Annotated in this window: 21 protein-coding genes; 18 read left to right on the top strand and 3 right to left on the bottom strand. The window is 63.1% G+C overall.

Features of this window, described 5'->3' with window-relative positions; all coding sequences use genetic code 11:
- Positions 1 to 52 precede the first annotated feature (52 nt).
- The 10 genes from pilB to GPA21_RS02435 all read left to right on the top strand — a co-directional run bounded on the left by pilB (position 53) and on the right by GPA21_RS02435 (position 10,170).
- A complete protein-coding gene (gene pilB, locus GPA21_RS02480; protein ID WP_168986633.1) occupies positions 53 to 1,774 on the top strand; it encodes a type IV-A pilus assembly ATPase PilB in 1,722 nt (573 codons plus the stop codon).
- A gap of 16 nt (positions 1,775 to 1,790) precedes the next feature.
- Entirely contained in the window at positions 1,791 to 3,026 is a 1,236-nt protein-coding gene (locus GPA21_RS02475; RefSeq protein WP_168986632.1) for a type II secretion system F family protein, read from the top strand.
- Between the two features lie 67 nt (positions 3,027 to 3,093).
- A complete protein-coding gene (locus tag GPA21_RS02470; RefSeq protein WP_168986631.1) occupies positions 3,094 to 3,948 on the top strand; it encodes a prepilin peptidase in 855 nt (284 codons plus the stop codon).
- A gap of 351 nt (positions 3,949 to 4,299) precedes the next feature.
- Entirely contained in the window at positions 4,300 to 4,581 is a 282-nt protein-coding gene (locus tag GPA21_RS02465; protein WP_168986630.1) for an FmdB family zinc ribbon protein, read from the top strand.
- A gap of 63 nt (positions 4,582 to 4,644) precedes the next feature.
- Positions 4,645 to 6,444, top strand: a complete 1,800-nt coding sequence (gene aspS / locus GPA21_RS02460; protein ID WP_168986629.1) for an aspartate--tRNA ligase — start codon at positions 4,645 to 4,647, stop codon at positions 6,442 to 6,444.
- 182 nt (positions 6,445 to 6,626) lie between these two features.
- A complete protein-coding gene (locus GPA21_RS02455) occupies positions 6,627 to 8,309 on the top strand; it encodes a tetratricopeptide repeat-containing response regulator (RefSeq protein ID WP_168986628.1) in 1,683 nt (560 codons plus the stop codon).
- Positions 8,310 to 8,348: 39 nt separating this feature from the next.
- Positions 8,349 to 8,780 carry a guanyl-specific ribonuclease gene (locus GPA21_RS02450; RefSeq protein WP_168986627.1) on the top strand — a complete coding sequence of 144 codons (432 nt, stop codon included), beginning with the start codon at positions 8,349 to 8,351 and terminating at the stop codon, positions 8,778 to 8,780.
- The gene (locus GPA21_RS02445) at positions 8,777 to 9,190 is read left to right on the top strand and encodes a barstar family protein (RefSeq protein ID WP_168986626.1); all 414 of its coding nucleotides are present in this window, start codon (positions 8,777 to 8,779) and stop codon (positions 9,188 to 9,190) included. Before GPA21_RS02450 ends, GPA21_RS02445 begins: the two co-directional genes overlap by 4 nt.
- Positions 9,187 to 9,651: a dihydroneopterin triphosphate diphosphatase gene (nudB, locus tag GPA21_RS02440; RefSeq protein ID WP_168986625.1), complete on the top strand. Its 465-nt coding sequence runs from the start codon at positions 9,187 to 9,189 to the stop codon at positions 9,649 to 9,651. The genes GPA21_RS02445 and nudB overlap by 4 nt, the downstream gene beginning before the upstream one ends.
- A gap of 99 nt (positions 9,652 to 9,750) precedes the next feature.
- Positions 9,751 to 10,170, top strand: a complete 420-nt coding sequence (locus GPA21_RS02435; protein WP_211163384.1) for an Hsp20/alpha crystallin family protein — start codon at positions 9,751 to 9,753, stop codon at positions 10,168 to 10,170.
- A 211-nt stretch (positions 10,171 to 10,381) separates the two neighbouring features.
- Here the strand turns inward: GPA21_RS02435 and GPA21_RS02430 are convergent, their stop codons facing one another.
- On the bottom strand, positions 10,382 to 11,725 hold the full coding sequence (locus tag GPA21_RS02430; protein WP_168986624.1) for a UDP-glucose dehydrogenase family protein: 1,344 nt from the start codon (positions 11,723 to 11,725) through the stop codon (positions 10,382 to 10,384).
- A 209-nt stretch (positions 11,726 to 11,934) separates the two neighbouring features.
- Between GPA21_RS02430 and argB the strand changes: the two genes are divergently transcribed.
- The 4 genes from argB (at position 11,935) to GPA21_RS02410 (ending at position 16,838) form a co-directional block, all read left to right on the top strand.
- Complete coding sequence (gene argB, locus GPA21_RS02425) at positions 11,935 to 12,843, top strand: acetylglutamate kinase (protein WP_168986623.1); 909 nt, start codon at positions 11,935 to 11,937, stop codon at positions 12,841 to 12,843.
- Between the two features lie 262 nt (positions 12,844 to 13,105).
- On the top strand, positions 13,106 to 13,795 hold the full coding sequence (locus GPA21_RS02420; RefSeq protein ID WP_168986622.1) for a GNAT family N-acetyltransferase: 690 nt from the start codon (positions 13,106 to 13,108) through the stop codon (positions 13,793 to 13,795).
- Positions 13,796 to 13,999: 204 nt separating this feature from the next.
- Positions 14,000 to 15,619 carry an acyl-CoA ligase (AMP-forming), exosortase A system-associated gene (locus GPA21_RS02415; protein WP_168986621.1) on the top strand — a complete coding sequence of 540 codons (1,620 nt, stop codon included), beginning with the start codon at positions 14,000 to 14,002 and terminating at the stop codon, positions 15,617 to 15,619.
- Positions 15,597 to 16,838: a pyridoxal-dependent decarboxylase, exosortase A system-associated gene (locus tag GPA21_RS02410; RefSeq protein ID WP_168986620.1), complete on the top strand. Its 1,242-nt coding sequence runs from the start codon at positions 15,597 to 15,599 to the stop codon at positions 16,836 to 16,838. The genes GPA21_RS02415 and GPA21_RS02410 overlap by 23 nt, the downstream gene beginning before the upstream one ends.
- A 104-nt stretch (positions 16,839 to 16,942) precedes the next feature.
- Here GPA21_RS02410 and GPA21_RS02405 read toward each other — a convergent pair whose 3' ends face one another.
- Positions 16,943 to 17,398 carry an REP-associated tyrosine transposase gene (locus GPA21_RS02405; protein ID WP_168986619.1) on the bottom strand — a complete coding sequence of 152 codons (456 nt, stop codon included), beginning with the start codon at positions 17,396 to 17,398 and terminating at the stop codon, positions 16,943 to 16,945.
- A 231-nt stretch (positions 17,399 to 17,629) separates the two neighbouring features.
- Between GPA21_RS02405 and GPA21_RS02400 the strand changes: the two genes are divergently transcribed.
- Positions 17,630 to 19,444 (top strand): asparagine synthetase B family protein, encoded by a 1,815-nt coding sequence (locus GPA21_RS02400; protein WP_246261706.1) that lies wholly within the window; start codon positions 17,630 to 17,632, stop codon positions 19,442 to 19,444.
- A gap of 31 nt (positions 19,445 to 19,475) precedes the next feature.
- Here GPA21_RS02400 and GPA21_RS02395 read toward each other — a convergent pair whose 3' ends face one another.
- The gene (locus tag GPA21_RS02395) at positions 19,476 to 19,724 is read right to left on the bottom strand and encodes an acyl carrier protein (RefSeq protein WP_168986618.1); all 249 of its coding nucleotides are present in this window, start codon (positions 19,722 to 19,724) and stop codon (positions 19,476 to 19,478) included.
- A gap of 234 nt (positions 19,725 to 19,958) precedes the next feature.
- Between GPA21_RS02395 and GPA21_RS02390 the strand changes: the two genes are divergently transcribed.
- Genes GPA21_RS02390 through GPA21_RS02380 form a run of 3 tightly spaced genes read left to right on the top strand, consistent with a single transcriptional unit; the run spans position 19,959 to position 22,976 of the window.
- On the top strand, positions 19,959 to 20,678 hold the full coding sequence (locus tag GPA21_RS02390) for a class I SAM-dependent methyltransferase (RefSeq protein WP_168986617.1): 720 nt from the start codon (positions 19,959 to 19,961) through the stop codon (positions 20,676 to 20,678).
- Between the two features lie 43 nt (positions 20,679 to 20,721).
- Complete coding sequence (locus tag GPA21_RS02385) at positions 20,722 to 21,864, top strand: VanZ family protein (RefSeq protein ID WP_168986616.1); 1,143 nt, start codon at positions 20,722 to 20,724, stop codon at positions 21,862 to 21,864.
- Entirely contained in the window at positions 21,861 to 22,976 is a 1,116-nt protein-coding gene (locus GPA21_RS02380; protein WP_168986615.1) for a right-handed parallel beta-helix repeat-containing protein, read from the top strand. Before GPA21_RS02385 ends, GPA21_RS02380 begins: the two co-directional genes overlap by 4 nt.
- The last annotated feature ends 143 nt before the right edge of the window (positions 22,977 to 23,119 follow it).

The raw sequence follows: 23,119 nt of genomic DNA, 5'->3' as shown, positions 1-23,119 counted from the left end.
ACAAGCAGCGACCACGCGTGCAAGATCAAGCGTCAAATCAAACTCGATCTCCATGGCAGCCAATCCGCAGACACCTCTGAGCGGTCTCGCCCGCGCGCTGATCCAGCAAGGAAAGCTTTCCGAAGCCGATGCCACGGCATGTTCGGCAGCCGCGGCGAAGGGCCCCTACGGCTTCATTCTCGAGCTTGCACAACGCAAGCTCATGGCGACCCGCCAGGTGGCATGTTTTGCAGCGGACACCTTCGGATATCCGGTGATTGACATCTCGGCGCTGGACCCTCAAATGGTCGAGCGTGACGCAATCGACCGGAAGCTGATGAGCAAGCATCAGGTCATCCCGCTTTCCAAACGTCAGAATCGTCTCGTCATCGCTACCGCCGATCCGGCGAACATGCGAATTCTCGACGAGATCCGCTTCCAGAGCGGCATGCAGCTCGACATTGTGGTCGCCGAGGCAGACAAACTCGCTAAGATCATAGAAAAGCTTTCGGAGTCGGCTGAGCAGTCACTCAAGGAACTGACGGGCGACGACTTCGATATGGATCTCCTGGACCAGGAGGCTCCGGGGGGCGAAAAAGACGGCGACGACAGCACGCAGCAAGAGGTCGACGACGCGCCGGTCGTCAAGTTCATCCAGAAGGTGCTCATCGACGCAATCAACGAAGGCGCGTCAGATGTCCACTTCGAACCGTACGAGAAGTTCTATCGCATCCGCGTGCGCACCGACGGCGTGCTGCGCGAGATTGCGCAGCCACCGCTGGTGCTGAAGGACAAGATCGCCGCCCGCATCAAGGTCATCTCGCGACTGGACATCTCCGAGAAGCGCGTCCCGCAGGATGGCCGCATGAAGCTTGTGCTGTCCCGCAACAAGGCAATCGATTTCCGCGTCTCGTCGCTTCCGACCCTGCATGGCGAAAAGATCGTCATGCGTATTCTCGACCCGTCCTCTGCAATGCTCGGCGTAGACGCGCTCGGCTACGAGCCGGAGCAGAAGAAGGCGCTTCTCGAAGCTGTCGAGCGTCCATACGGCATGGTGCTGGTCACCGGCCCAACCGGCTCCGGCAAGACGGTGTCCCTCTACACCTGTCTGAACATCCTCAACACGGCGGGTGTGAACATTTCCACTGCCGAGGATCCAGCCGAAATCAACCTGGCCGGCATCAACCAGGTCAACGTGAACGAGAAGGCTGGCCTGACCTTTGCCGCGGCGCTGCGCTCTTTTCTGCGCCAGGATCCGGACGTGATCATGGTCGGCGAGATCCGCGACCTCGAAACCGCCGAGATCTCTATCAAGGCAGCACAAACCGGTCACATGGTGTTGTCCACACTGCACACCAACGACGCCCCCGGCACGCTGGAACGTTTGCGCAACATGGGCGTGGCGCCGTTCAACATCGCATCGTCGGTCATCCTCATCACCGCGCAACGTCTTGCACGCCGGCTTTGCACCTGTAAGCAGCCCGTCGACATTCCGGTCGAGGCCCTGCTCCAGGCAGGTTTCAAGGCAGAAGATCTGGATGGCAGTTGGCAGCCCTATGGCCCGGTCGGGTGCGAGCGCTGCGGTGGCACCGGCTACAAGGGGCGGGTCGGAATTTATCAGGTCATGCCCATCAGCGAGGAGATTGCGCATATCATAATGACAAACGGCAACTCCATGGACATCGCCGAGCAGGCTCGGGCCGAGGGCGTCAAGGACTTGCGTGAGTCCGGCCTGCTGAAGGTCAGACAAGGCGTCACCTCGCTCGAAGAAGTATTGGCTACGACTAACGAATAACCAGCGGAATCCACATATGGCAACAGCAACACGGGTTCGCAGCGCCGCCCCACGCGGCCCCAAGGAAAACCTTTACCACTGGGAAGGCAAGGACAAGATGGGTCGCATCGTTCGCGGAGAAGTCCGCGCGGCGACCGAATCCGTAGTCCAGGCCAACCTGCGCAAGCAGGGCGTGATGACCACCAAGATCAAGAAGCAGCGCATGTCGCGCGGCCGCAAGATCACGGACAAGGACATCGCCCTGTTCACCCGCCAACTGGCCACGATGATGCGCTCGGGCGTGCCGCTGTTGCAGGCCTTCGATATCGGCATCAAGGGTGCGACCAACCCGAGTCTCGCCCGGCTACTCAACGACATCCGCTCCGACGTCGAAACCGGTGCCAGCCTGTCACAGGCCTTCAGCAAACACCCGGTGCACTTCGACCGCCTCTTCTGCAACCTTGTTGCCGCTGGCGAACAAGCCGGCATCCTCGACAACCTGCTCGACCGCCTGGCTACTTACAAGGAAAAGATTCTCGCGATCAAGAGCAAGATCAAGTCGGCGCTGTTCTACCCGATCGCGGTCGTCATCGTCGCCGCACTGGTCATTTCGGTGATGATGTTGTTCGTCATCCCCGAGTTCAAGAACGTTTTTGCGAGCTTCGGCGCCGATCTGCCCGCGCCGACCATGATCGTGATCGCAATGTCGGACTTCTTCGTCGAATGGTGGTATCTCATCTTCGGCACCATCATCGGCGCGGTGCTGGTCATCAGCTACCTGTATAAACGATCACCCAAGATGCAGAACTTGGTCGACCGCGTAGTGTTGCAGTTGCCGGTTGTCGGCGACATCGTGCGAAAGGCCACGGTCGCGCGCTGGGCGCGGACCCTATCAACCATGTTCGCTGCTGGCGTACCGCTGGTCGAGGCGCTCGATTCAGTTGGCGGCGCCTCGGGCAACCATGTGTACATGACCGCCACCAAGCAGATCCAGACCGAAGTCAGCACCGGCAGCAGTCTCACGGTGTCGATGCAAAACGCCAGCGTTTTCCCCACGATGGTGGTGCAGATGGTCTCGATCGGTGAGGAATCGGGTCAGCTCGACTCGATGCTGGGCAAGGTGGCGGACTTCTTCGAGCAGGAAGTCGATGACGCAGTCGCCGGCCTGTCCACCCTGCTGGAGCCCATCATCATGGTCTTCCTCGGCGTGGTCATCGGCGGTCTCGTCGTCGCCATGTACCTGCCGATCTTCAAGCTCGGCGCGGTGGTCTGACCCGCCCCGCCTCCCGCTGCCCGGACGCCCGGCCACGGTCGGGCGTCACCTCGTCTAGAAGCCGCTCATGCCTCAGTTCCTGGAAGATCCGCTCGTCTTCATCCCGCTCGCCACGCTGGTGGGTTTGTTCGTCGGGAGCTTTCTGAACGTCGTCATCCATCGCCTTCCCAAGATGATGGAGCTCGAATGGGAAGCGCAGGCTGCAGAGCTGCGCGGAGAGGAGCTGCCCGCCGATCGCGAACGTTTCAATCTCGCCATGCCGCGCTCGCGCTGCCCTCACTGTGGCGGCGGCATCGGTGCGCTCGACAACATTCCGCTGTTCAGTTATCTGTTGTTGCGTGGCCGCTGCCGACACTGCGGCGCCTCCATCAGTAGCCGCTACCCGGTGGTCGAGCTGCTCACTGCAGCCCTCACTGGCTTCGCGGCCTGGCATTTCGGCTTTGGGCTCTCGGCGGTCGGTGCCATTTTGTTCATCTGGGCGATGATCGCACTCGCGTTCATCGACCTCGACACCCAGCTGCTACCAGATCAGAGCACGCTCCCCCTGCTCTGGCTCGGTCTCGCCTTCAACCTTGCCGGCACCTACACCGAATTGTCCAGCGCGGTGATCGGCGCGATGGCGGGTTACCTCTCCCTTTGGTCGGTTTATTGGCTGTTCAAACTCGCCACCGGCAAGGAAGGCATGGGCTACGGAGACTTCAAGCTACTTGGCGCCATCGGTGCCTGGCTGGGGTGGCAGGTGCTTCCGCTGACCATCCTGCTGTCATCGCTGGTCGGTGCAGTGGTGGGCATCGCCCTCATCACTTTCGCCCGCCACAAACGCAGCGTTCCGATCCCCTTCGGCCCCTACCTCGCCGCAGCCGGCATCATCGCGTTGTTCTGGGGTGACGCGATCACTGCCACGTACCTGAGCAGTTTCTGAGCGAGATCCGGTCTTTCGCCATGGTGCGGTTCGTTTCGCTGAACACGCCCTATGGCACTGAAGGTGCAAATGGCGTTGTTCGCGGCTCACGCCGCTCCTACAGGCAGTGGCTATGCACCTGGCGCGGCGACAGCCATCGCCTGTAGGAGCGGCGTAAGCCGCGAATCGGTCCGTGGATCGTCCACGGCGCCGGATCTCGCGCAGGCGTTCGCCACTCACTCGGCTCAAAAGGGGGATGAAAGCGTGGTTGAACCGTCCAGAGTGACCGCTTGAAAAGCGGTCTCTCCACCCCCATATCCCCGGCACCAGTTGGTATCTGCTAAAATTTCGCGCTTGCCTGTGGAGACGTCCATGCCGATTTACGAATATCGCTGCAATGCCTGTGGCTTTCAGAAAGAGCACCTGCAGAAAGTGAACAGCGAACCCCTGAGCACCTGCCCGACCTGCGGCGCCGACAGCTATGTCAAGCTGCTCTCGGCAGCCGGTTTCCAGCTGAAGGGCAGCGGCTGGTATGCCACCGATTTCAAGAACAGCGGCTCCAGCAAACCAACCACCCCCTCGGAAAGTGCACCGGCCTCGTCCGACACGCCCGCGGCGGGTTGCGGCGGGTCCTGTGCCTGCCACCCGGCCTGACCGTCACCCTGTTTGAAACAGCTGCACGGCCCACGGGCCGTGCTTTAGTTTGGAAAATTAGCGATGCGAACTCATTACTGCGGCCAGGTCACCGCCGCCGATCTCGATCAGACCGTCACCCTCTGCGGCTGGGTACTGCGCCGCCGCGACCACGGCGGCGTGATCTTCATCGATCTACGCGACCGCGAGGGCCTGGTACAGGTCGTGTGCGACCCTGACCGCCCGGAGATGTTCGCCACCGCCGAATCCATCCGCAACGAGTTCGTGCTCCAGATCACCGGCAAGGTGCGCCGACGTCCGGCGGGCACTGAGAACGCCAACCTGGTGTCGGGCGAGATCGAAGTCTTGTGCCACGAGATCGAAGTGCTCAACGCATCGGTCACGCCTCCGTTCCAGATCGACGACGACAACCTGTCCGAGACGGTCCGCCTGACCCACCGCGTACTCGACCTGCGTCGCCCGCAGATGCAGAAGAACCTCATGCTGCGCTACAAGGTCGCGATGGCCTTCCGCCGCTTCCTGGATACCAACGGCTTCATCGACGTCGAAACGCCGATGCTTACCAAGAGCACTCCGGAAGGCGCCCGCGACTATCTCGTGCCCTCGCGCGTGCATCCCGGCCAGTTCTTCGCGCTGCCCCAGTCGCCGCAGCTCTTCAAGCAGTTGCTGATGGTCGCCGGTTACGACCGCTACTACCAGATCACCAAGTGCTTCCGCGACGAAGATCTGCGCGCCGACCGTCAGCCCGAATTCACCCAGATCGACCTCGAAACATCGTTCATGAACGAGATCGAGATCACCGGCCTGGTCGAGGAGATGGTCCGCTTCGTATTCAAGGAGTCGCTGGACGTCGAACTGCCCAACCCCTTCCCGCGCATGACCTACGCCGAAGCCATGCGACGTTACGGCTCGGACAAGCCCGATCTGCGTGTCACGCTCGAGCTGACCGAAGTCACCGATGCAGTGCGCGAAGTCGCCTTCAAGGTGTTCAGCGGCCCGGCGAACAGCGGCGGCCGTGTGGCGGCCATGCGCGTGCCCGGCGGCGCCACGCTGACCCGCGGAGAGATCGACGAATACACGCGTTTTGTAGGCATCTACGGCGCTCGCGGGCTGGCCTACATAAAAGTAAACGACGCCTCCCAGCCCAACGAGCAAGGCCTGCAGTCTCCGATCGTCAAGAACCTCAGCGAGGACGCGCTGCGCGCCATCCTCGAGCGCACCGGCGCGCAGAGCGGCGACCTGATCTTCTTTGGTGCCGACAAGGCCAAGGTCGTGAACGATGCGCTGGGTGCCCTGCGGGTCAAGCTCGGCCATGAGAAGGGCTTCGTCACCGGCGAGGCCTGGACGCCGGTCTGGGTTGTCGACTTCCCGATGTTCGAGTACGACGAAGAAGACAAGCGTTGGACCGCCTGCCACCACCCCTTTACGTCCCCCAAGGACGAACACCTCGATCTGCTCGAAAGCGACCCGGGTGCCTGCCTCGCCAAGGCCTACGACCTCGCGCTGAACGGGTGGGAAATCGGTGGCGGCTCGGTGCGTATCCATCGTGCCGACATCCAGAGCAAGGTCTTCCGCGCGCTGAACATCGATGAGGAAGAAGCCCGTATCAAGTTCGGCTTCCTCCTCGATGCGCTCAAGTACGGCGCGCCGCCGCACGGCGGTCTCGCCTTCGGTCTGGACCGCATCGTCACGCTGATGACTGGCGCAGAATCCATCCGCGACGTGATTGCGTTTCCCAAGACCCAGCGAGCCCAGTGTTTGCTCACCGATGCGCCGGGCGACGTCGACGAGCGCCAGCTCCGCGAGCTCCACATCCGTCTGCGCCAGAAGGTCGAGACTCAGGTCGAAATCGCCAAGAACTGACATCTCGAAGCTTCACGCTCGAAAACGCCCGCATTCGCGGGCGTTTTTGCTTCAGAATGCCTCTGTAACAGCCGTAAATCTGATGGTAGGCTTTTGCTCAGGGATTAACCCGGCGATCCGACCCATGAGATAAGAAACAGGCAGATTATTCTCGCCGGTTGAACGAACACAGCGCCCCACACATGATTCAGCTCGAAAACCTCGTAGTCCTGGTCATCGAAGCGCGCCAGAGCATGCGCGGGCAGTTGCGCACCATGCTCACGAACTTCAACATCACCGAAGTTCAGTATGCGACCAGTGCCGGCGCCGCGGTGCGCAAGCTCAAGCAAGAACGCTTTGACGTCATTCTCTGCAATCACGACCTCGGTGAAGGACAGGACGGGCAGCACCTGCTCGAAGACTTGCGCACTCGTGACATCATCCCGCGCGAAACGGTTTTCCTGATGATCTCGAGCGAGCGCAACTACGAACGCGTGATCGGCACCGCGGAGCTCGCCCCGGACGACTACATCCTTACGCCGCTTACGCCCGGAACATTGCTCTCGAGATTGCAGCGCGTCATGATGCGTCGCGAGATCTTTCTGCCCGCCTGGAAGATGATCGACGCAGGCGAGACCACGCGCGCCATCGACTACTGTGAAGAGCAGGAAGCACTCCATCCAAGGCATCGTCGCGACTTCATGCGGCTTCGGGCGGAACTGCATGAGAGCCTGGGCGCCATCGATCAGGCCGAGTCCATCTTCCAGGCTATCGTCGCGGAGCAACCGGTGCCCTGGGCCCAGCTCGGTATCGCCCGGCAGCTCTACCGCCGAGCGGACTATCCAGCCGCGGAAGCGATTCTCACCACTCTGGTCGCTGAACGCGATTACTACATCGAGGCCTATGACTGGCTAGCCCGCACCCGCGAAGCCATGGGTCAAGTGCAGCAGGCACACGAAGTCATGCGGGGTGCGATCGAATTGTCGCCCCACCGCGTGGGCCGGCTCCGTGAGTTCGGCCAGATCGCCATTGGTGCCGGTGACTACGAGGGGGCCGAGAAGGCGCTCACCGAGGTGGTGCGCATGGGCAAGTACTCGGACTTCCGCGACCCGGAGGATCACGTGCGCCTGGTAAAGGCCCAGCTTATTCAGAAGAAATTCAACGACGCCCAGACGACCGTCGGCGACCTCGAGCGCAGCATGAGTGGCGACGACGCCACGCGAGCCTGTACTGCACTCGCCAAAGCAATGGTTCTGCAGGCATCTGGCAACCGCGCCGAAGCGCGAGAGATCCTGGAGAAAGCCGCAAAGGGGGCGACGTCCGCTGCACTGGCAACTTCGCTCAAGCATGAGCTGATCAAAGCCTGTCTCGAGAATGGTCTCGAGACGGAGTGCAAAGACCTCGTGGGAGACGTCCTCCGGAACGCTGAAGACGAGGAGACGCTGGCCAAGACCCACAAGCTGTTGCGCGATCGCGGCCGGCAGGACATCTCAACCGCCATCGACGCCGGCATTCAAGAAGAGGTCAAGCGCCTGATTGGCGCTGGCGCAGTCAAGGCGCAGGCCGGCGATTTCGACGGTGCCGTGAGCGAGATGATGAACGCCGCACGCCGCCTGCCAGGCAATCCGCACGTACTCTTCAACGCCGCGCTCGCGCTGCTGCGGCACATCGAGCGCAACGGCTGGAACGAGCAATTCGCCGCCCAGGCGCGCAAGCTCATTCTCCGATGCCGCAAACTGGATCCCAGCAACCCGCGCCTCGAAGCGATCGTCACCTTCCAGCAAGGTCTGGTCAAGAAGTACGGCATTCGTGCCGGCGCAGCCACCGCATCCCTCACCGAGGCGAGGCGGGATGCGGCCGCGTCGGTGCTCATGGGACGATCCTGACACCAGTCTCGAACATCCCGCCTCGAATCAAGTGAATCCATGATCAGATCAAGAGCACTCGGCGTCGTCGCAGTAGTTGCCGCCCTTGCCTATGCCGCCATCCAGGGTCACTTTCCGGGGTTGCTGCCCACTCAGCCCGGCCAACCTGTGCCGACGGTCAGCCAGCCGCCTGCGAACAGCGTCGACACCCGTGCCGCGAGGTTCGGCGTACCTCGCGAGGCAATTCATACGCTCGACCTGATATTCGCCGGAGGCCCCTTTCCCTACCGTCAGGACGGCACCACGTTCCAGAACCGCGAGCGCCTGCTGCCACAAAAGCCGCTCGGCTTCTACCGGGAATACACTATCGAAACCCCGGGTTCATCAACCCGAGGCGCACGACGCTGGGTAACCGGCGGCGACCCCCCGGAAGTTTTCTACTACACCGACGACCACTACCGTAGCTTCAGGCAGATCGAGGTCCGACCGTGAGCCTGAAGCCTCCCGGCACGGTTGCCGGGCTGGCCCCCGGCATTCATTCGACCGATATCGACAGCCCCCAATCGCTCGCGTCAGAAGCGGCCGAACGCGGCTTGTTCTTCGCTCGAATCGATCTGACCGACTGCAGCGACAAGGCTGGTCTGCTGCAAGCCTTCGGCAGCGCACTGGCGTTCCCCAGCTGGTTCGGCGAAAACTGGGATGCCTTCGCAGACTGCCTCGCCGATCTCGACTGGCTGGGGGCCGCCGGTCATGTGCTCCTCATCGAAGGCCGCACCGCGATCGCCCGCCACGCGCCCGAAGCACTTGAAACCTGCGAAGAGATCCTGGCAGAAACAGTCATCGAGCGCGGCGAACACGGCCTGCCGATGTGGGTCTTCTGGCGCACAACCGACGCGCCATGAGCACATCCGAGTTAAAACGCCCGGAATCTGTACTGGTGCTGGTTCACACCCCGGCGCTGGAAATCCTGCTGCTGGAGCGCAAGGACCCACCCGGTTTCTGGCAGTCGGTCCCCGCCAGTCTGGAAAATGGCGAAACCCCGCTGGACGCTGCCCGGCGCGAACTCGTCGAAGAAACCGGCCTTCAGGTCGGAGCCGACGCCCTGCAGAACTGGCAGCAGACCAACCGCTTCGAGATCCACCCCCGCTGGCGTCACCGCTACGCGCCCGGCGTCCACCACAATACCGAGCACGTCTTCAGCGTCAGCATTCCGGCCCCTCGGCCAGTGCGGCTCGCCCCCGACGAGCACACAGCCCAACTCTGGCTCCCGGCCGACGCAGCGGCAAACAAGGTGTTCTCGTGGACCAACCGCGATGCCATCATAGAACTCGTTCGTCGCCTGAGCGGGCATTCCCGCTCCTGAGTCGGCGCAAGAGGCCTTACCCCCTTGAAATCCCGGTTGCCGAACCTATATTCGTATTGAACCCGAAAGGGCAACCCACACGAAACAAGGAGGCTGATCATGGCAAACATCACCCGTCGCGATCCTCTCGACGATTTCTTCCGTGGCTTCTTCGTTCGTCCCGTCGAATACGGCAGCGGCGGCGCGGTTGAGGCGCCCGAGATGCGGGTCGACGTCAAGGAAGATGCCGATGGCTATCAGGTGCATGCGGAGCTACCCGGTGTGCGCAAGGAGGACATCCATGTCCACATCGACGGACCGGTCGTTTCCATCTCCGCAGAGCGCAAACAGGAGAAGGAAATCAAGGACGGCGAACGCGTACTGCGCACCGAGCGCTACTTCGGCAAGGTGTCCCGCAGCTTCCAGCTCGGCCAAGAAGTCGATGAATCCAAAGCCAACGCCCGCTTCAACGACGGCGTCCTCGAGCTCACCCTGCCCAAGAAAGCCGCCGCACAGGCCAAGCGGCTAGCCATCGACTGAGCCGGCAGCCGCGCTTCGCGGCTTACGCCGATCCTACAGGCCGTGGAAGCGTTTGCGGTGCGGGTAGGAGCGGCGTAAGCCGCGAAAGCCTGCGCCCGATCCGAATGCGGGCGTCCGACTCCACCGCTGCTGTTCGCGGCTTACGCCGCTCCTACAGGTAGTGGACGCGTATGCGGCTGGGGTGGGAGCGGCGTAAGCCGCGAATCGACTCTCACATCACCGGCTTGAGCGAATCCGCACGGCCGATGGCGTAGTACATCAAACCCGCGGCCTTGACCTGGCGGGGGTCGTACATGTTGCGGCCGTCGACCAGCACCGGATGCTTGAGCTTGCTCTTGAGCCAAGTGAAATCGACGGTGCGGAACTGCTTCCATTCGGTGCACACGACCAGCGCGTCGGCACCCTCGACGGCCTCATTGGGGTGCTCCACCAGCGTGAGGCCGTCGCGTTCGCCGTAGATCCGGATGGTCTCGTGCATGGCCTCCGGGTCGAACGCACGTACCCTCGCTCCCGCATCCCAGAGAGACTCCATCAGGACCCGGCTGGGCGCCGCGCGCATGTCATCGGTGTTGGGTTTGAAGGATAAGCCCCAGACAGCGATCGTACGACCCGTCAGATCACCGTCAAACGCCTGGCTGAGTTTGTCGAAAAGCACTTGCTTCTGGCGATTGTTCACAGCCTCGACTGCATTCAGCAGTTCCGGCTCATAACCCACCTGCACCGCGGTCCGAGCTAGCGCCTGCACGTCCTTTGGGAAGCACGAGCCGCCGTAGCCACAGCCAGGGTAGATGAAGTGGTAACCGATGCGCGGGTCGGAGCCGATGCCGAGGCGAACCTGCTCCACATCCGCGCCCAGCCTTTCCGCAAGGTTCGCGATCTCGTTCATGAAACTGATCTTGGTCGCCAGCATCGCATTGGCTGCGTACTTGGTGAGTTCCGCCGCGCGCACATCCATGAACATGAGTTTGTCGTGGTTGCGGCTATAGGGCGCGTAGCATTCGCGCATCAGTTCGCGTACCCGTTCCGAGTCGGTGCCCACGACGATGCGGGCGCTCTTCGTAAAGTCCTCGATCGCCGCACCTTCTTTGAGGAACTCCGGGTTCGAGCACACGTCGAACGGCAGATCCGTGCCGCGTTCGGCCAACACGCCGGCGACCACAGTGCGCACCTTGTCGGCCGTTCCCACCGGCACGGTGGACTTGTCGATGATCACCTTGTAGTCGTCCATGTGCTCGCCGATCGTGCGCGCCACTGCCAGCACGTACTGCAGATCGGCCGAGCCGTCCTCATCGGGTGGCGTACCCACAGCGATGAACTGCAACGCACCAAATTTCACGCCCTCGGCTGCATCCGTCGTGAAGTGCAGGCGGCCTTCCTCATGGTTGCGCAAAACCATTGGCTCGAGGCCGGGTTCGTAGATCGGAATCCGCCCTTGTTTAAGCCCCTCGATCTTGGCTTCGTCGATATCGATGCACATGACGTTGTGCCCAACGTCGGCAAGACAAGCACCCGTTACGAGACCAACGTAACCCGTGCCGAAAACCGTGACGTTCATCCGCAATCCTTTTCCAAACGCATACTTCGCAGAACAGGCGCGATGCTACCATCACGAGGCTCAGTTTCCCGTGAAATTATGCGGGCGCTGTGCTGCGTTGAACCCCGCGAAACGCACCATCTCGGCGCACCGGCCATTCGGCGGCGCAGCAAATCGTGCCGGGTTTCCTTAGAATAGACCCCTACGAAGAATCACCACCGGACCCCGCCATGTCAGACACTGCCAAGCCCAGCACAAAGAACGTCGCACCCGCTCTCAAGGCCGAGATCCTCGCCGAGGCGCTTCCGTACATCAAGCGCTTCTTCGACAAGACCATCGTCATCAAATATGGCGGCAACGCCATGACTGACGCCCACCTCAAGGATTGCTTCGCACGCGACGTGGTGCTCCTGAAGCTGGTTGGTCTCAACCCGGTGGTGGTGCACGGTGGCGGCCCGCAAATCGAGAACCTGCTGACCCGCGTCGGCAAGAAGGGCGAGTTCATCCAGGGCATGCGGGTAACCGATGCCGAGACCATGGAGGTGGTCGAGATGGTGCTCGGCGGCCAGGTTAACAAGGAGATCGTCAATCTCATCAACCAGCATGGCGGCAAGGCGGTCGGTCTGACCGGCAAGGACGCCAACTTCATCCGCGCGCGCAAGCTGCTGATGCAGAAGAAGGACGCCCCCCTTGGAGACCTCGTCGATGTCGGCCAGGTGGGCGAAATCACCAGCATCGACCCCAGCCTCATCGCCTTTCTGGACCAGGGCGATTTCATTCCGGTGATCGCGCCGATCGGCGTCGGGGAAAACGGAGAAACCTACAACATTAACGCCGACGTGGTTGCCGGCAAGCTTGCCGAGATCCTCAAGGCCGAGAAGCTGGTGCTGCTGACCAACACGCCGGGCGTGCTCGACAAGAACGGGAAGCTGCTCACCGGTCTCACGCCGCGCGACGTAGACGACATGGTCGCCGACGGTACCCTGTCCGGCGGCATGCTGCCCAAAATCGGCTCTGCCCTTGACGCCGCCCGCAGCGGCGTCAAGTCGGTGCACATCATCGACGGACGGGTCGAGCACTGCCTGCTGTTGGAAATCCTCACCGACCACGGGGTCGGCACGATGATCAAGAGCAAGTGAAGGCAGCTACGCACGGATGATGCGCAACCTGAATGAGCACACCACACGGCCTTTCGCGGCTTACGCCGCTCCTACAGGTGCTGGAGGCGCTTGTGGGAAAGGTAGGAGCGGCGTGAGCCGCGAAAAGCTGCCTGAGAGGCGCGCGCTAGTGCCCAATGGGGCGCTGGCATTCGCGGCTTACTCCGCCCCCATAAGTGCTGGAGGCGCTTGTGGGAAGGGTGGGAGCGGCGTAAGCCGCGAACTGCGGCGCTAGACGCGGGCAATGCTGGCGCGCCTTCGACACTCGATCGCCGAGCTCGGGCTCGCAAACGGCCTGTGGTATGCGGCAGCGCATGCTCTGTCGCGGCTGACGCGGGACCGGGCGCGGATCATCCGCTATTACCTCGTCGCCCAACCGGTCGGCGAGCCCCCCCCCGAGAAGGAACGCCCGGGTGCGGCACTCGTCATTCGCCCCGTGCCTGAACACGATCCGGCGGTAGCAGCCTTCCCACGGCCACCCGAGGTGATCGCCCGTCGCTATGCGGACGGCGCCTTGTGCTTCGGCGCATACATGCGCGAGGAGTTCGCCGGTTTTCTCTGGCTGATGGAAAACGCCTACGAAGAGGACGAGGTGCGCTGCCGTTACGAGCTCGCCTCGCCCGATACCTGCGTTTGGGATTTCGACGTGTATGTCGAACCGCGCTATCGCATCGGCCGCACGTTCTCACGCCTTTGGGACGCAGCCAACCGCCACATGCTCGACACCGGCAAGCGCTGGTCGGTGTCCCGGATATCGGCCTTCAACCCGGCATCGCTTGCTTCACACAAGCGCCTCGGCCTGCGCGATATCACCACTGCGACATTCGTCGTCATCGGTAAGTGGCAGCTCTCCCTGCTCGGTCAGCCTCCCTACCTCCATTTGAGCGCCAGCGCGCCCAGCCGCCCGACGCTCAGGCTTGCACCGCCGGGCTGACTGCCGGCGATCGAACACAAGAGGCGCGGTCACACGAGTTCTTCGCCTTTTACATGGGGCGACCGGGAAGAATCAGCCCAGCGACGCCGCTCAATCGCTAGGCAGGAGGCGGGTGAACAGGCCGCAAGCCAGCAATTTGCCACACCCACCCGGGAGGCGATGCTCTAAACTTCCACAGACTTGTCATAAAGACTCGGACAGACCATGAACCACACCCACCTGCTGCACCAGCTGATCCAGGCCTCCGCATCGCGCGCGCCCGACGCGTCGGCACTGACCTTCGCCCAAGACACCCTCAGCTACGGTGAGCTCGAAGACCTGGTGGGCAGCGTCGCAAACGGCCTGCTCCATCTCGGCCTGTCTCGCGGCGAGCGGGTCGCGATCTATCTCGACAAGCGCTTCGAAACGGTAGCAGCCTTCTTCGGCGCCAGCGCGGCCGGTGGCGTATTCGTACCGATCAACCCGATTCTCAAGCCCGAGCAGGTAGGCCATATCCTGCGTGACTGCAACGTGCGTGCGCTGATTACCTCGCCCGAACGCGCGACCACACTGGTAGAAACACTCGCCGAATGCCACGATCTGCGCCATCTCGTCGTCACCGGCGCCGCCGACAGCCTGCCCGAAATCGCCGGCACCACGACCCACGCCTGGGCAGCGCTGCTCGAGGCGCCATCGGCTCAAGGCCATCGCGTCATCGACACCGACGTCGCAGCCATCCTCTACACCTCCGGCAGTACCGGCCGCCCCAAGGGCGTGGTGTTATCGCACCGGAACATGGTCACCGGCGGGAAGAGCGTCGCGCAGTACCTCGAGAACCGCGCCGACGATACCTTGCTCGCCGCGCTGCCACTATCCTTCGACGCAGGCTTCTCGCAGCTCACTACCGCATTTCACGCCGGGGCCCGCGTCGTGCTGCTCAACTACCTGATGCCGCGCGACGTCATCAAGGCAATGGAACGCGAACAGATTACCGGTCTCACCGCGGTGCCTCCGTTGTGGATTCAGCTCTCCCAGCTCGAATGGCCAGCGTCCATCGCAGAGCACCTGCGCTACATCGCCAACACCGGCGGCCGCATGCCGCTCGAGACGCTCACCCGGCTGCGTGGCATGCTGCCTGCCACACGCCCCTACCTGATGTACGGCCTCACCGAAGCCTTCCGGGCCACCTACCTGCCGCCCGAAGAGGTCGACCGCCGGCCGGACTCCATCGGCAAGGCCATCCCCAACTCCGAAGTGCTGGTCTTGCGCGACGACGGCAGCCCCTGCGCACCGAACGAACCCGGCGAGCTCGTCCAACGCGGCGCTCTGGTGGCCCAAGGCTACTGGAACGACCCGGAGAAAACCGCCGAGCGCTTCAAGCCACTGCCGGCCGGCGTCGGTGGACGCGAATCCGGGCTGGTTCTGCCCGAGATCGCGGTCTTCTCCGGCGACAACGTGCGCATGGATGAAGAGGGCTACCTCTACTTCATCGGCCGTCGCGACGAGATGATGAAGACCTCCGGCTATCGCGTGAGCCCCACCGAGGTCGAGGAAGTTCTCTACGCCACCCGCATGGTCGGCGAATGCGCCGCCTTCGGCGTACCGCACGACACCCTTGGCCAGGCCATCTGCATCATCGTCACGCCGCCGGAAGGTGGCGATCTGGATATGCTTGCCTTGCTCGCCGAGTGCCGCACCCGCATGCCCGCCTACATGGTGCCTACCCATGTGCAGGTGCGCCCGGGCCCACTGCCGCGCAATCCCAACGGCAAGATCGACCGCAAGACACTTTCCACCGAATACCTGGAACGGCTGCAGAACAATGACCGACCGCAAGACGCCTGAACACGCCCCGATCGCCCAGTTTCAAAGCGCCGACGGCGAACTCCTCATCGGCGGCCAGCCGTTGAGCCGACTCGCCGCTCGTGTCGGCCGCACCCCCTTCTACGCCTACGACCGCCGGCTGCTCGATGCCCGCGTCGCGACGCTGCGCGCCGCGCTGCCCGCCAGCATCAAGCTGCATTACGCGATGAAAGCCAACCCCATGCCGGCGCTGGTGTGCCACATGGCCAGGCTGGTGGACGGCATCGACGTCGCCTCGGCCGGAGAGCTCATGGTCGCGCTCGACGCCGGAGCCAACCCACAGGAGATCAGCTTCGCCGGCCCCGGGAAAACCGACGCTGAGCTTCGCCAGGCGGTCGCCGCCGGCATAATGGTCAACATCGAATCACCGCGCGAGGTGCCGATTCTCGACGCCGCGTCGGCCGAGCTGGGTTTGCCCGCAAGGGTGTCGGTGCGCGTCAATCCGGATTTCGAGCTCAAGGCTTCGGGCATGAAAATGGGCGGCGGGCCCAAGCAGTTTGGCGTCGACGCCGAGGCCGTGCCGGAACTGCTGCAAGCCATCGGCCGCGCCGGCCTCGCCTTCGAGGGTTTCCACCTTTTCGCCGGCTCGCAAAACCTGCGCCCGGAGGCCATCGTCGAGGCCCAACGCAAGTGCTTCGACCTTGCGCTACGCCTGGCCGAACATGCCCCGTCACCAGTGCGTTTTCTCAACCTCGGCGGCGGTTTCGGCATTCCGTACTTTCCTGGCGAACAACCCCTTGACCTCGCCCCCATCGGTGACAATCTCGCCACCATCGTCGCGGAAGCAGCCGACAAGTTGCCCGACGCCGAGATCGTACTCGAGCTTGGTCGCTACTTCGTTGGCGAGGCGGGCATCTACGTCGCCCGCGTGCTCGACCGCAAGATCTCGCGCGGCCAGACCTTCCTGGTCACCGACGGCGGTCTGCATCATCACCTCTCCGCCTCCGGCAACTTCGGCCAGGTCATCCGCAAGAACTACCCGGTCGCCATCGGCAACCGCATGACCCCGCCAGACGGCGTCGAACCCGCCTCGGTGGTCGGCCCGCTGTGTACACCGCTCGACCTGCTCGGTGACAAGATGCCGCTCGGCCATGCGCAGGAAGGCGATCTCGTCGTGGTCTTCCAGTCCGGCGCCTACGGCGCGAGCGCCAGCCCGCAACGGTTTCTGGGGCATCCGGAGGTGGTGGAGGTGCTGGTGTAAGTGTTGTCGAGCATTCGCGGCACACACCCCTGCCACAAGCGCCACCACCACCTGTAGGAGCGGCGTAAGCCGCGAACTCCACCGTCGAGCGCGCCGCAACACGCTCAAACCCAAAAGGCATCCCAATGTGGATACTCACCGGGTCTCCGCACCAAGCCAGCCCGAACGGGATTCATCACGACGTACCGGGCCAGATCAAGCAGACTCTCCTCCCGTCGTAGCGCATGATCATGAAAGCCCTTCTGCCGTAAAGCCTGCCCATTCATTCGAAGCCTGAGATTGACCTGCCGAGCCGAGTTTGCCTTGAATGCCCCGACTGCTCGCGACAACTCGGCCCGGTTCAACTGCACCAACCAGTGCAGATGATCTGGCATGAGCACAAAGGCGAGCGTCTCGCACGCAAAGGCATTTGTCACATGACGTAACTGGGCGATGGCAGTTCGTGCAATCTGCAAGTCGCTGAATACGGGCGCTCTTTCACGTATGACGGTGGTCACGAGATAGATACGTCCAGTTTCAGAGAAGCGGCCTTTTCGGAGAAGATGAGACTGCGCATTCATGACCACAGCATTTTATCGGAAACCTTCGCGGCTCACGCCGCTCCCACCCCTCCCACAAACGCTCCCACTACCTGTGGGAGCGGCGTAAGCCGCGAAAAAAGCCCAACACCGGGCACTCACCATCGTCCGCCACAAAACGCTGTTTCGTGACTTCCTCGCTTGATATGTCATCCAATTTGGCCGACCATTCGCCGATGATGATTCGGCCTCGTGCCGACTATGGAGCAGCTCTTGTCCGCACGCATCTTCGGCTCGATTGCCGCCACTTCTGCCAAAGCCCAGACTGACCTCAGCGCCATAGACCGCGCCGAATATGCGCTGATCGAATTCGAAGGCGGCTTCGTCGCGCACGACAAGCACGTCTCGGCCCACCGTGCCGGCCCGATGATCTGCCTGGTCGGGGGGCTGCCGCTTTTCGGTTCCGACGAGCTCGACGCCCTCGCCCGCCGTGTCGGTCCGGCTGCCGCATGGCTGGAGGCACTTGAACGCTGGGGCGAAGCCACACCCACGCACGCCAAGGGACGATTCTCGGTGGTGCTGCTCGACACCGCACGGCCGCGCGCGACGCTCATCACCGACCGTTTCGGCACCCGGCCACTCTGCTACTCGGCCCTGAACAGCACCCTCGCCTTCTCCGACCGCGCCGATGCGCTACCCGGCGGCAATCGTGAGATCTTGCCGCAAGCGATCTACGATTACCTCTACTTTCACGTCATCCCCGCACCCGAGACCATCTTCCAGGGTGTTCGCCGGCTGGATGCCGCCCACCAACTCGACTGGTCGCCCGAGGCCTGCGAAGCCGCCCGCTGGTGGCAGCCGCGCTTTTATGAGCACGAATTCGGCGACCTGGAAGCGCGCAAGCAGCAGTTTCTCGACATCGTGCAAGCCTCGGTGGCACGTGAGGCCGAGAGCGGCGAAGTGGGGTGTTTTCTCTCCGGCGGCACCGACAGCTCCACGGTCGCCGGCATGCTCACCAAGGTGCTGGGTCAGCCCGCACGGTCCTACTCCATCGGATTCGATGCGAGCGGGTACGACGAGATGGAATACGCGCGTATCGCCGCCAAGCGCTTTGGCGTGGACCACCGCGAGTACTACGTCACCCCGGACGACCTGCTCGACGGCATCCCCAAGGTCGCCACCCACTATGACCAGCCGTTCGGCAACTCTTCCGCGGTGCCTGCATGGGTCTGCGCCAGTCGCGCCCAGGCCGACGGCATCACCAAGCTGCTGGCCGGCGACGGTGGCGACGAACTCTTCGGCGGCAACGTCCGCTACGCCAAACAACGCATCTTCGGCTGGTACGAGCACATCCCCGGCCTGATGCGCAAGGCCGCGCTCGAGCCCGCCCTGCGCCTGCCCGGCATGGACCGCGTGCCGCTGATCAAGAAAGGGGTGAGCTACGTCGAACAGGCCAGGGTGCCGATGCCCGACCGCCTGAACATGTACAACCTGCTCGAACGTCTTGGCCCCGCCAATCTGTTCGAACCGGACTTCCTCACGCGCATCGACCGCCAGGCCCCGCACGCGCTGCAACGCGCAACCTGGGCCGCATCCGGCACCGACAACCTGGTCAACCGCATGCTCGAGTGGGACTGGAAGTACACTCTTGCCGACAACGACTTGCCCAAGGTCGTCGGCACCACCGAACTGGCCGGCGTGGATGTCGGTTTTCCGCTGCTATCGGATGAGCTCGTGGAGTTCTCGCTCTCCATCCCACCAGACTGGAAGCTCAAGGGCCTGACCCTGCGCTGGTTCTTCAAGGAAGCGCTGCGCGGCTTCCTGCCGGACGAGATCATCGCCAAGAAAAAACACGGTTTCGGCCTGCCCTTCGGCGTCTGGACCTGCCAACACCCCGGCCTCAGGGCGCTCGCCCGCGACACCCTCGCCAGCCTGAAGACCCGCGGCATCATCCGGCCGGGCTTCATCGACGAACTGCTCGACACGCACCTGCCAGCCCACCCCGGCTATTACGGCGAGATGGTGTGGGTTCTGATGATGATGGAGTTGTGGATGGCCACCCACGAGGCGCGTCTCAAGCAACCCTGACGCTTTGCGCCTATTCGCGGCTAAGCTCTGCTCAACCCAGCTTGCCCTCGACAAACGCTACCAGCGTGCCCACTGTCTCGAAGGTCGCGCCGTCGATCTCGTCGTCGTCCACGAAGAAGCCAAAGCGCTCCTCCAACATGTTGATCACACCGACCACCGCCATCGAATCCAGCTCCGGCACTGCACCTAGCAGCGGGGTGTCGTCACCGAAGGCCGCAGCACGACCGTTCAGGCTGAGCACATCGTCGAGTATCGACAGCACTTCCTTACGAGCATCCAAGATCTTCACTCCCTTTTGTTTATCGTCTCTCGGCGAGCGCCCCTGCAGTGCACGCCACCGGTGTGGGGCCGCCGGGATCGGGCGCAATTATAGTTGGACATGACGCGTTTGGTCGCTTCCCGCAACATGCGATTTACCGACATTGTCTCGCCACTTGCAAGGGTGATCCCGCCCGTACAGCCATCGCCGGCTACAATACCGCCATGCCGCTCACATCCCGCGCCCACCACTGACATGCCTCGCTCCCAGTTCGAAGAACACTGGCGCCGTCGCTTCACCGAGCGTGGCCAGGCGCTCGACCACGATGCCGGCATTGCCGGCTGGAGCGAGAGCGGGTTGCAGACGCGCATCCGTGCTTTCAAGCGACACTGGACCGGCGCCCCGGCCGGCTCGCGCTGGATCGACATCGGCTGTGGCGCGGGCAGTTACAGCCGCATGCTTGCCGACGAGGGGCTTGAAGTCATCGGCGTGGATTACTCCCAACCCAGCGTCGCCAAGGCCGCGCAACGCAGCCCAACGGTGGGCGGTTGGGTGGTCGGCGACGTCACCCGGCTGCCCCTCGCACCGCAAAGCGCCGAGGGCATCCTCTGTTTCGGCGTGCTGCAGGCGCTGTCAAGCTCAGACCAGGCGCTGGCCGAGATGGCCGCCGCCATCAAACCTGGCGGCACGCTATGGGTAGATGCCCTCAACGCGCACTGCGCACCGCACCTGCTCAAGAAGCTGCTGCGCCGCCCTGCCAATCTGCGCTACGAAACCGCCGACGCACTGCGCCGCCAGCTCGAGCAAACCGGCTTCGCCGTCGAAACCCATTGGGTTCCAATCGCCCCCGGTCGTCTGCAGAGCCTGCAGCCGCTGCTCGAGTCCGCGCCGTTGCGCGCCATGCTCAAGCTCATCCCGCCACTGGGTGCGCTGCTGAGTCACTCGGTGCTGATCGTGGCCCGCAAGACCGCCTGACATGAAACTTGCAGCCAAGCCCTTGCGCCACTAGGGTCCACGCATGCGTTCATTGCTGCTGATCCTGGCCGTGCTCGTAAGCTACGGCTCGCTCTACCCCTTCGGCTTCCGGGCCGACGATATCAGCTGGCCAGAGTTTCAAGCCTTCATCAGCGACTGGAGTTTCCTCACGAGCCGGGGAGATCTCATCGCGAATGTGCTTCTTTTCGCGCCGATCGGGTTCATCGGCTTGCTCGCCGCCGAACCGGGCCTGCGGCAACGCGTGCCCTTGTTCCTCACCGTGGTCCTCGCGCTCTTGCTCGCGTTCGCCCTGCAAGTCGCCCAGTTGTGGATTCCCGGTCGCAGCCCGGAGGTAGGCGACGCCGTCGTCAACGCCATCGGACTCGCACTCGGCATTGGCGCGGGCTACGCGGCGCGCACGCTCAGCTTGTCATTGGGATCGAGCCATCACAACAAGGCGCTTGCTGTGCCACTGCTGCTCGCTGTGCTGTGGGTCGGCTACCGCTGGTTTCCACTCGTTCCAACGCTCGACCCACAAAACGTCAAGAACGCCCTCAAGCCCCTGCTGCTCACGCCCGGCCTCGACCCCACGCGCGTAGCAGCCAACGCCGCCGGCTGGCTCGCGTGGATGCTCATCCTGCTCCGCTGCAGCATTCCCCGCTTGGGTGTCTTCACAGTCGGCGCCGTTGCAGTATTCGTCGTTGCGTTGCAGCCGCTCTTCGTCAACAAAACGCTCAGCGCCAACAACCTTGCCGGGCTCGGAATAGCGCTCGCGCTGCTGCCCGCACTTCGACACCCCGAAGCACCAACGGGCGTCACGCTCCTATTGCTATTTTCGCTGCTCGCGAGCGGCCTTCACCCCTACCAGTTTGCGCCTTGGGCAAACAGCTTCGAGTGGCTTCCCTTTGCCGGCTTCCTCAGCGGCGGCATGGAAGGCAATGTACTCAACCTGATCTACAAGTGCTTCTTCTACGGCAGCGTGCTCCATCTCATGCACCTCAACGGCGCGAGCTGGCGATCGGGTGCAATCACCCTCGCAATCTGGCTTTCACTGATTGAAGCCGCCCAGGTCCACGTCGTCGGCCGCACCGCCGAGATTACCGACCCCTTGCTGGCAATGATCCTCGCCTTTGCCCTTTCACGCATCGTCGCACTGGGCAGTGACCGAAACAGGCGGCATCCGTGAGAGCGGCGATACGATGGCTTCTTCTGCCGCTGGGCCTGTTGGTCGCCGCGTCAGCGCTCGCCCAACGCACCCTCTTCGTCACCCCCGACGACTACCGCCAGGCACTGCCCCACCTCCAGGCTGGAGACATGCTGATATTCGCGCCGGGCGAATACACCCGGGGCCTGCCGCTGCGCAACCTGGCCGGCACCGCAGAAGCGCCGATCATCATCACCGGCCCGGACTCCGGCCCGCCTGCGGTGTTCGTCGGGCGCGACGGCCAGATCACCGTCAGCCTCATCAATGTCGGCCACATCACCCTGCAACACCTCCGGCTGGAAGGACGCGGCACCCGCTCGCACGGCATCGTCGCGGAAGGGCGCGGCCGCTTCGCCCACGATGTCACGCTGCAAAACCTTGTCATCACCGGATTCGACGCCGCCCAGGCCTTCAACGGCATCTCCACCAAAACCCCCGCCTGGGGCTGGGTCATCCGCAACAACCATATCAGTCACGTCGGCACCGGGCTCTACCTCGGCAATTCCGACGGTCGCGCCCCCTTCGTTGCCGGGCTCATCGAGCACAACCACATCGAGCACACCACCGGCTACAACATGCAGATCAAGCACCAGTTGCCCCGACCGGAACTGCCCGGCATGCCCACCGAACCCAGCCGGACCATCATCCGCTCCAACGTCTTCGACAAATCCGCCGGCGGCGCCACCGGCGAGCGCGCCCGCCCCAACCTGCTCCTCGGCCACTGGCCCCTGCAAGGCCCGGGCAGCGACGATATCTACCTCGTCGAGCACAACCTCTTCTACCAGAACCCCACCGAACGCCTCTTTCAGGCCGAAGGCAACGTCACCGCCCACTACAACGAGCTCATCAACCAGCACGGCGAGGCCGTGACCTTTCAGCCCCACAACCACCTGCCCCGCGCAATCGATTTCAGCCACAACACCGTCGTCGGCCGCGGGCCTGCGGTGCGGATAACGAGGGGCGACCCGGGTTACCAACAGCGGGGGGAACGCAACCAGATCTATAGCGAATCCGCCCCAATCGGTCTGGAAGAAACCAGCAACACCCTTCATTCGCTGCGCACGTATCCCGATTCAACCGCCCAGCCCAAGTGACAAGCAGATTGGCGGCTGACGCTGACGCCGCTCCCACCCCACCCACAAGCGCATCCACCACCTGTAGGAGCGGCGTCAGCCGCGAACCCCGACAGCCAACAGAACCGCCTCCGCAGGAATCAAGCGATGCCACTTACCCTGGC

The sequence above is a fragment of the Azoarcus taiwanensis genome (assembly GCF_012910885.1).
Lineage (GTDB): Bacteria > Pseudomonadota > Gammaproteobacteria > Burkholderiales > Rhodocyclaceae > Azoarcus_F > Azoarcus_F taiwanensis.
Note: the sequence above shows the minus strand (reverse complement) of the source record. Positions and strands in the feature narration are given on the sequence as shown.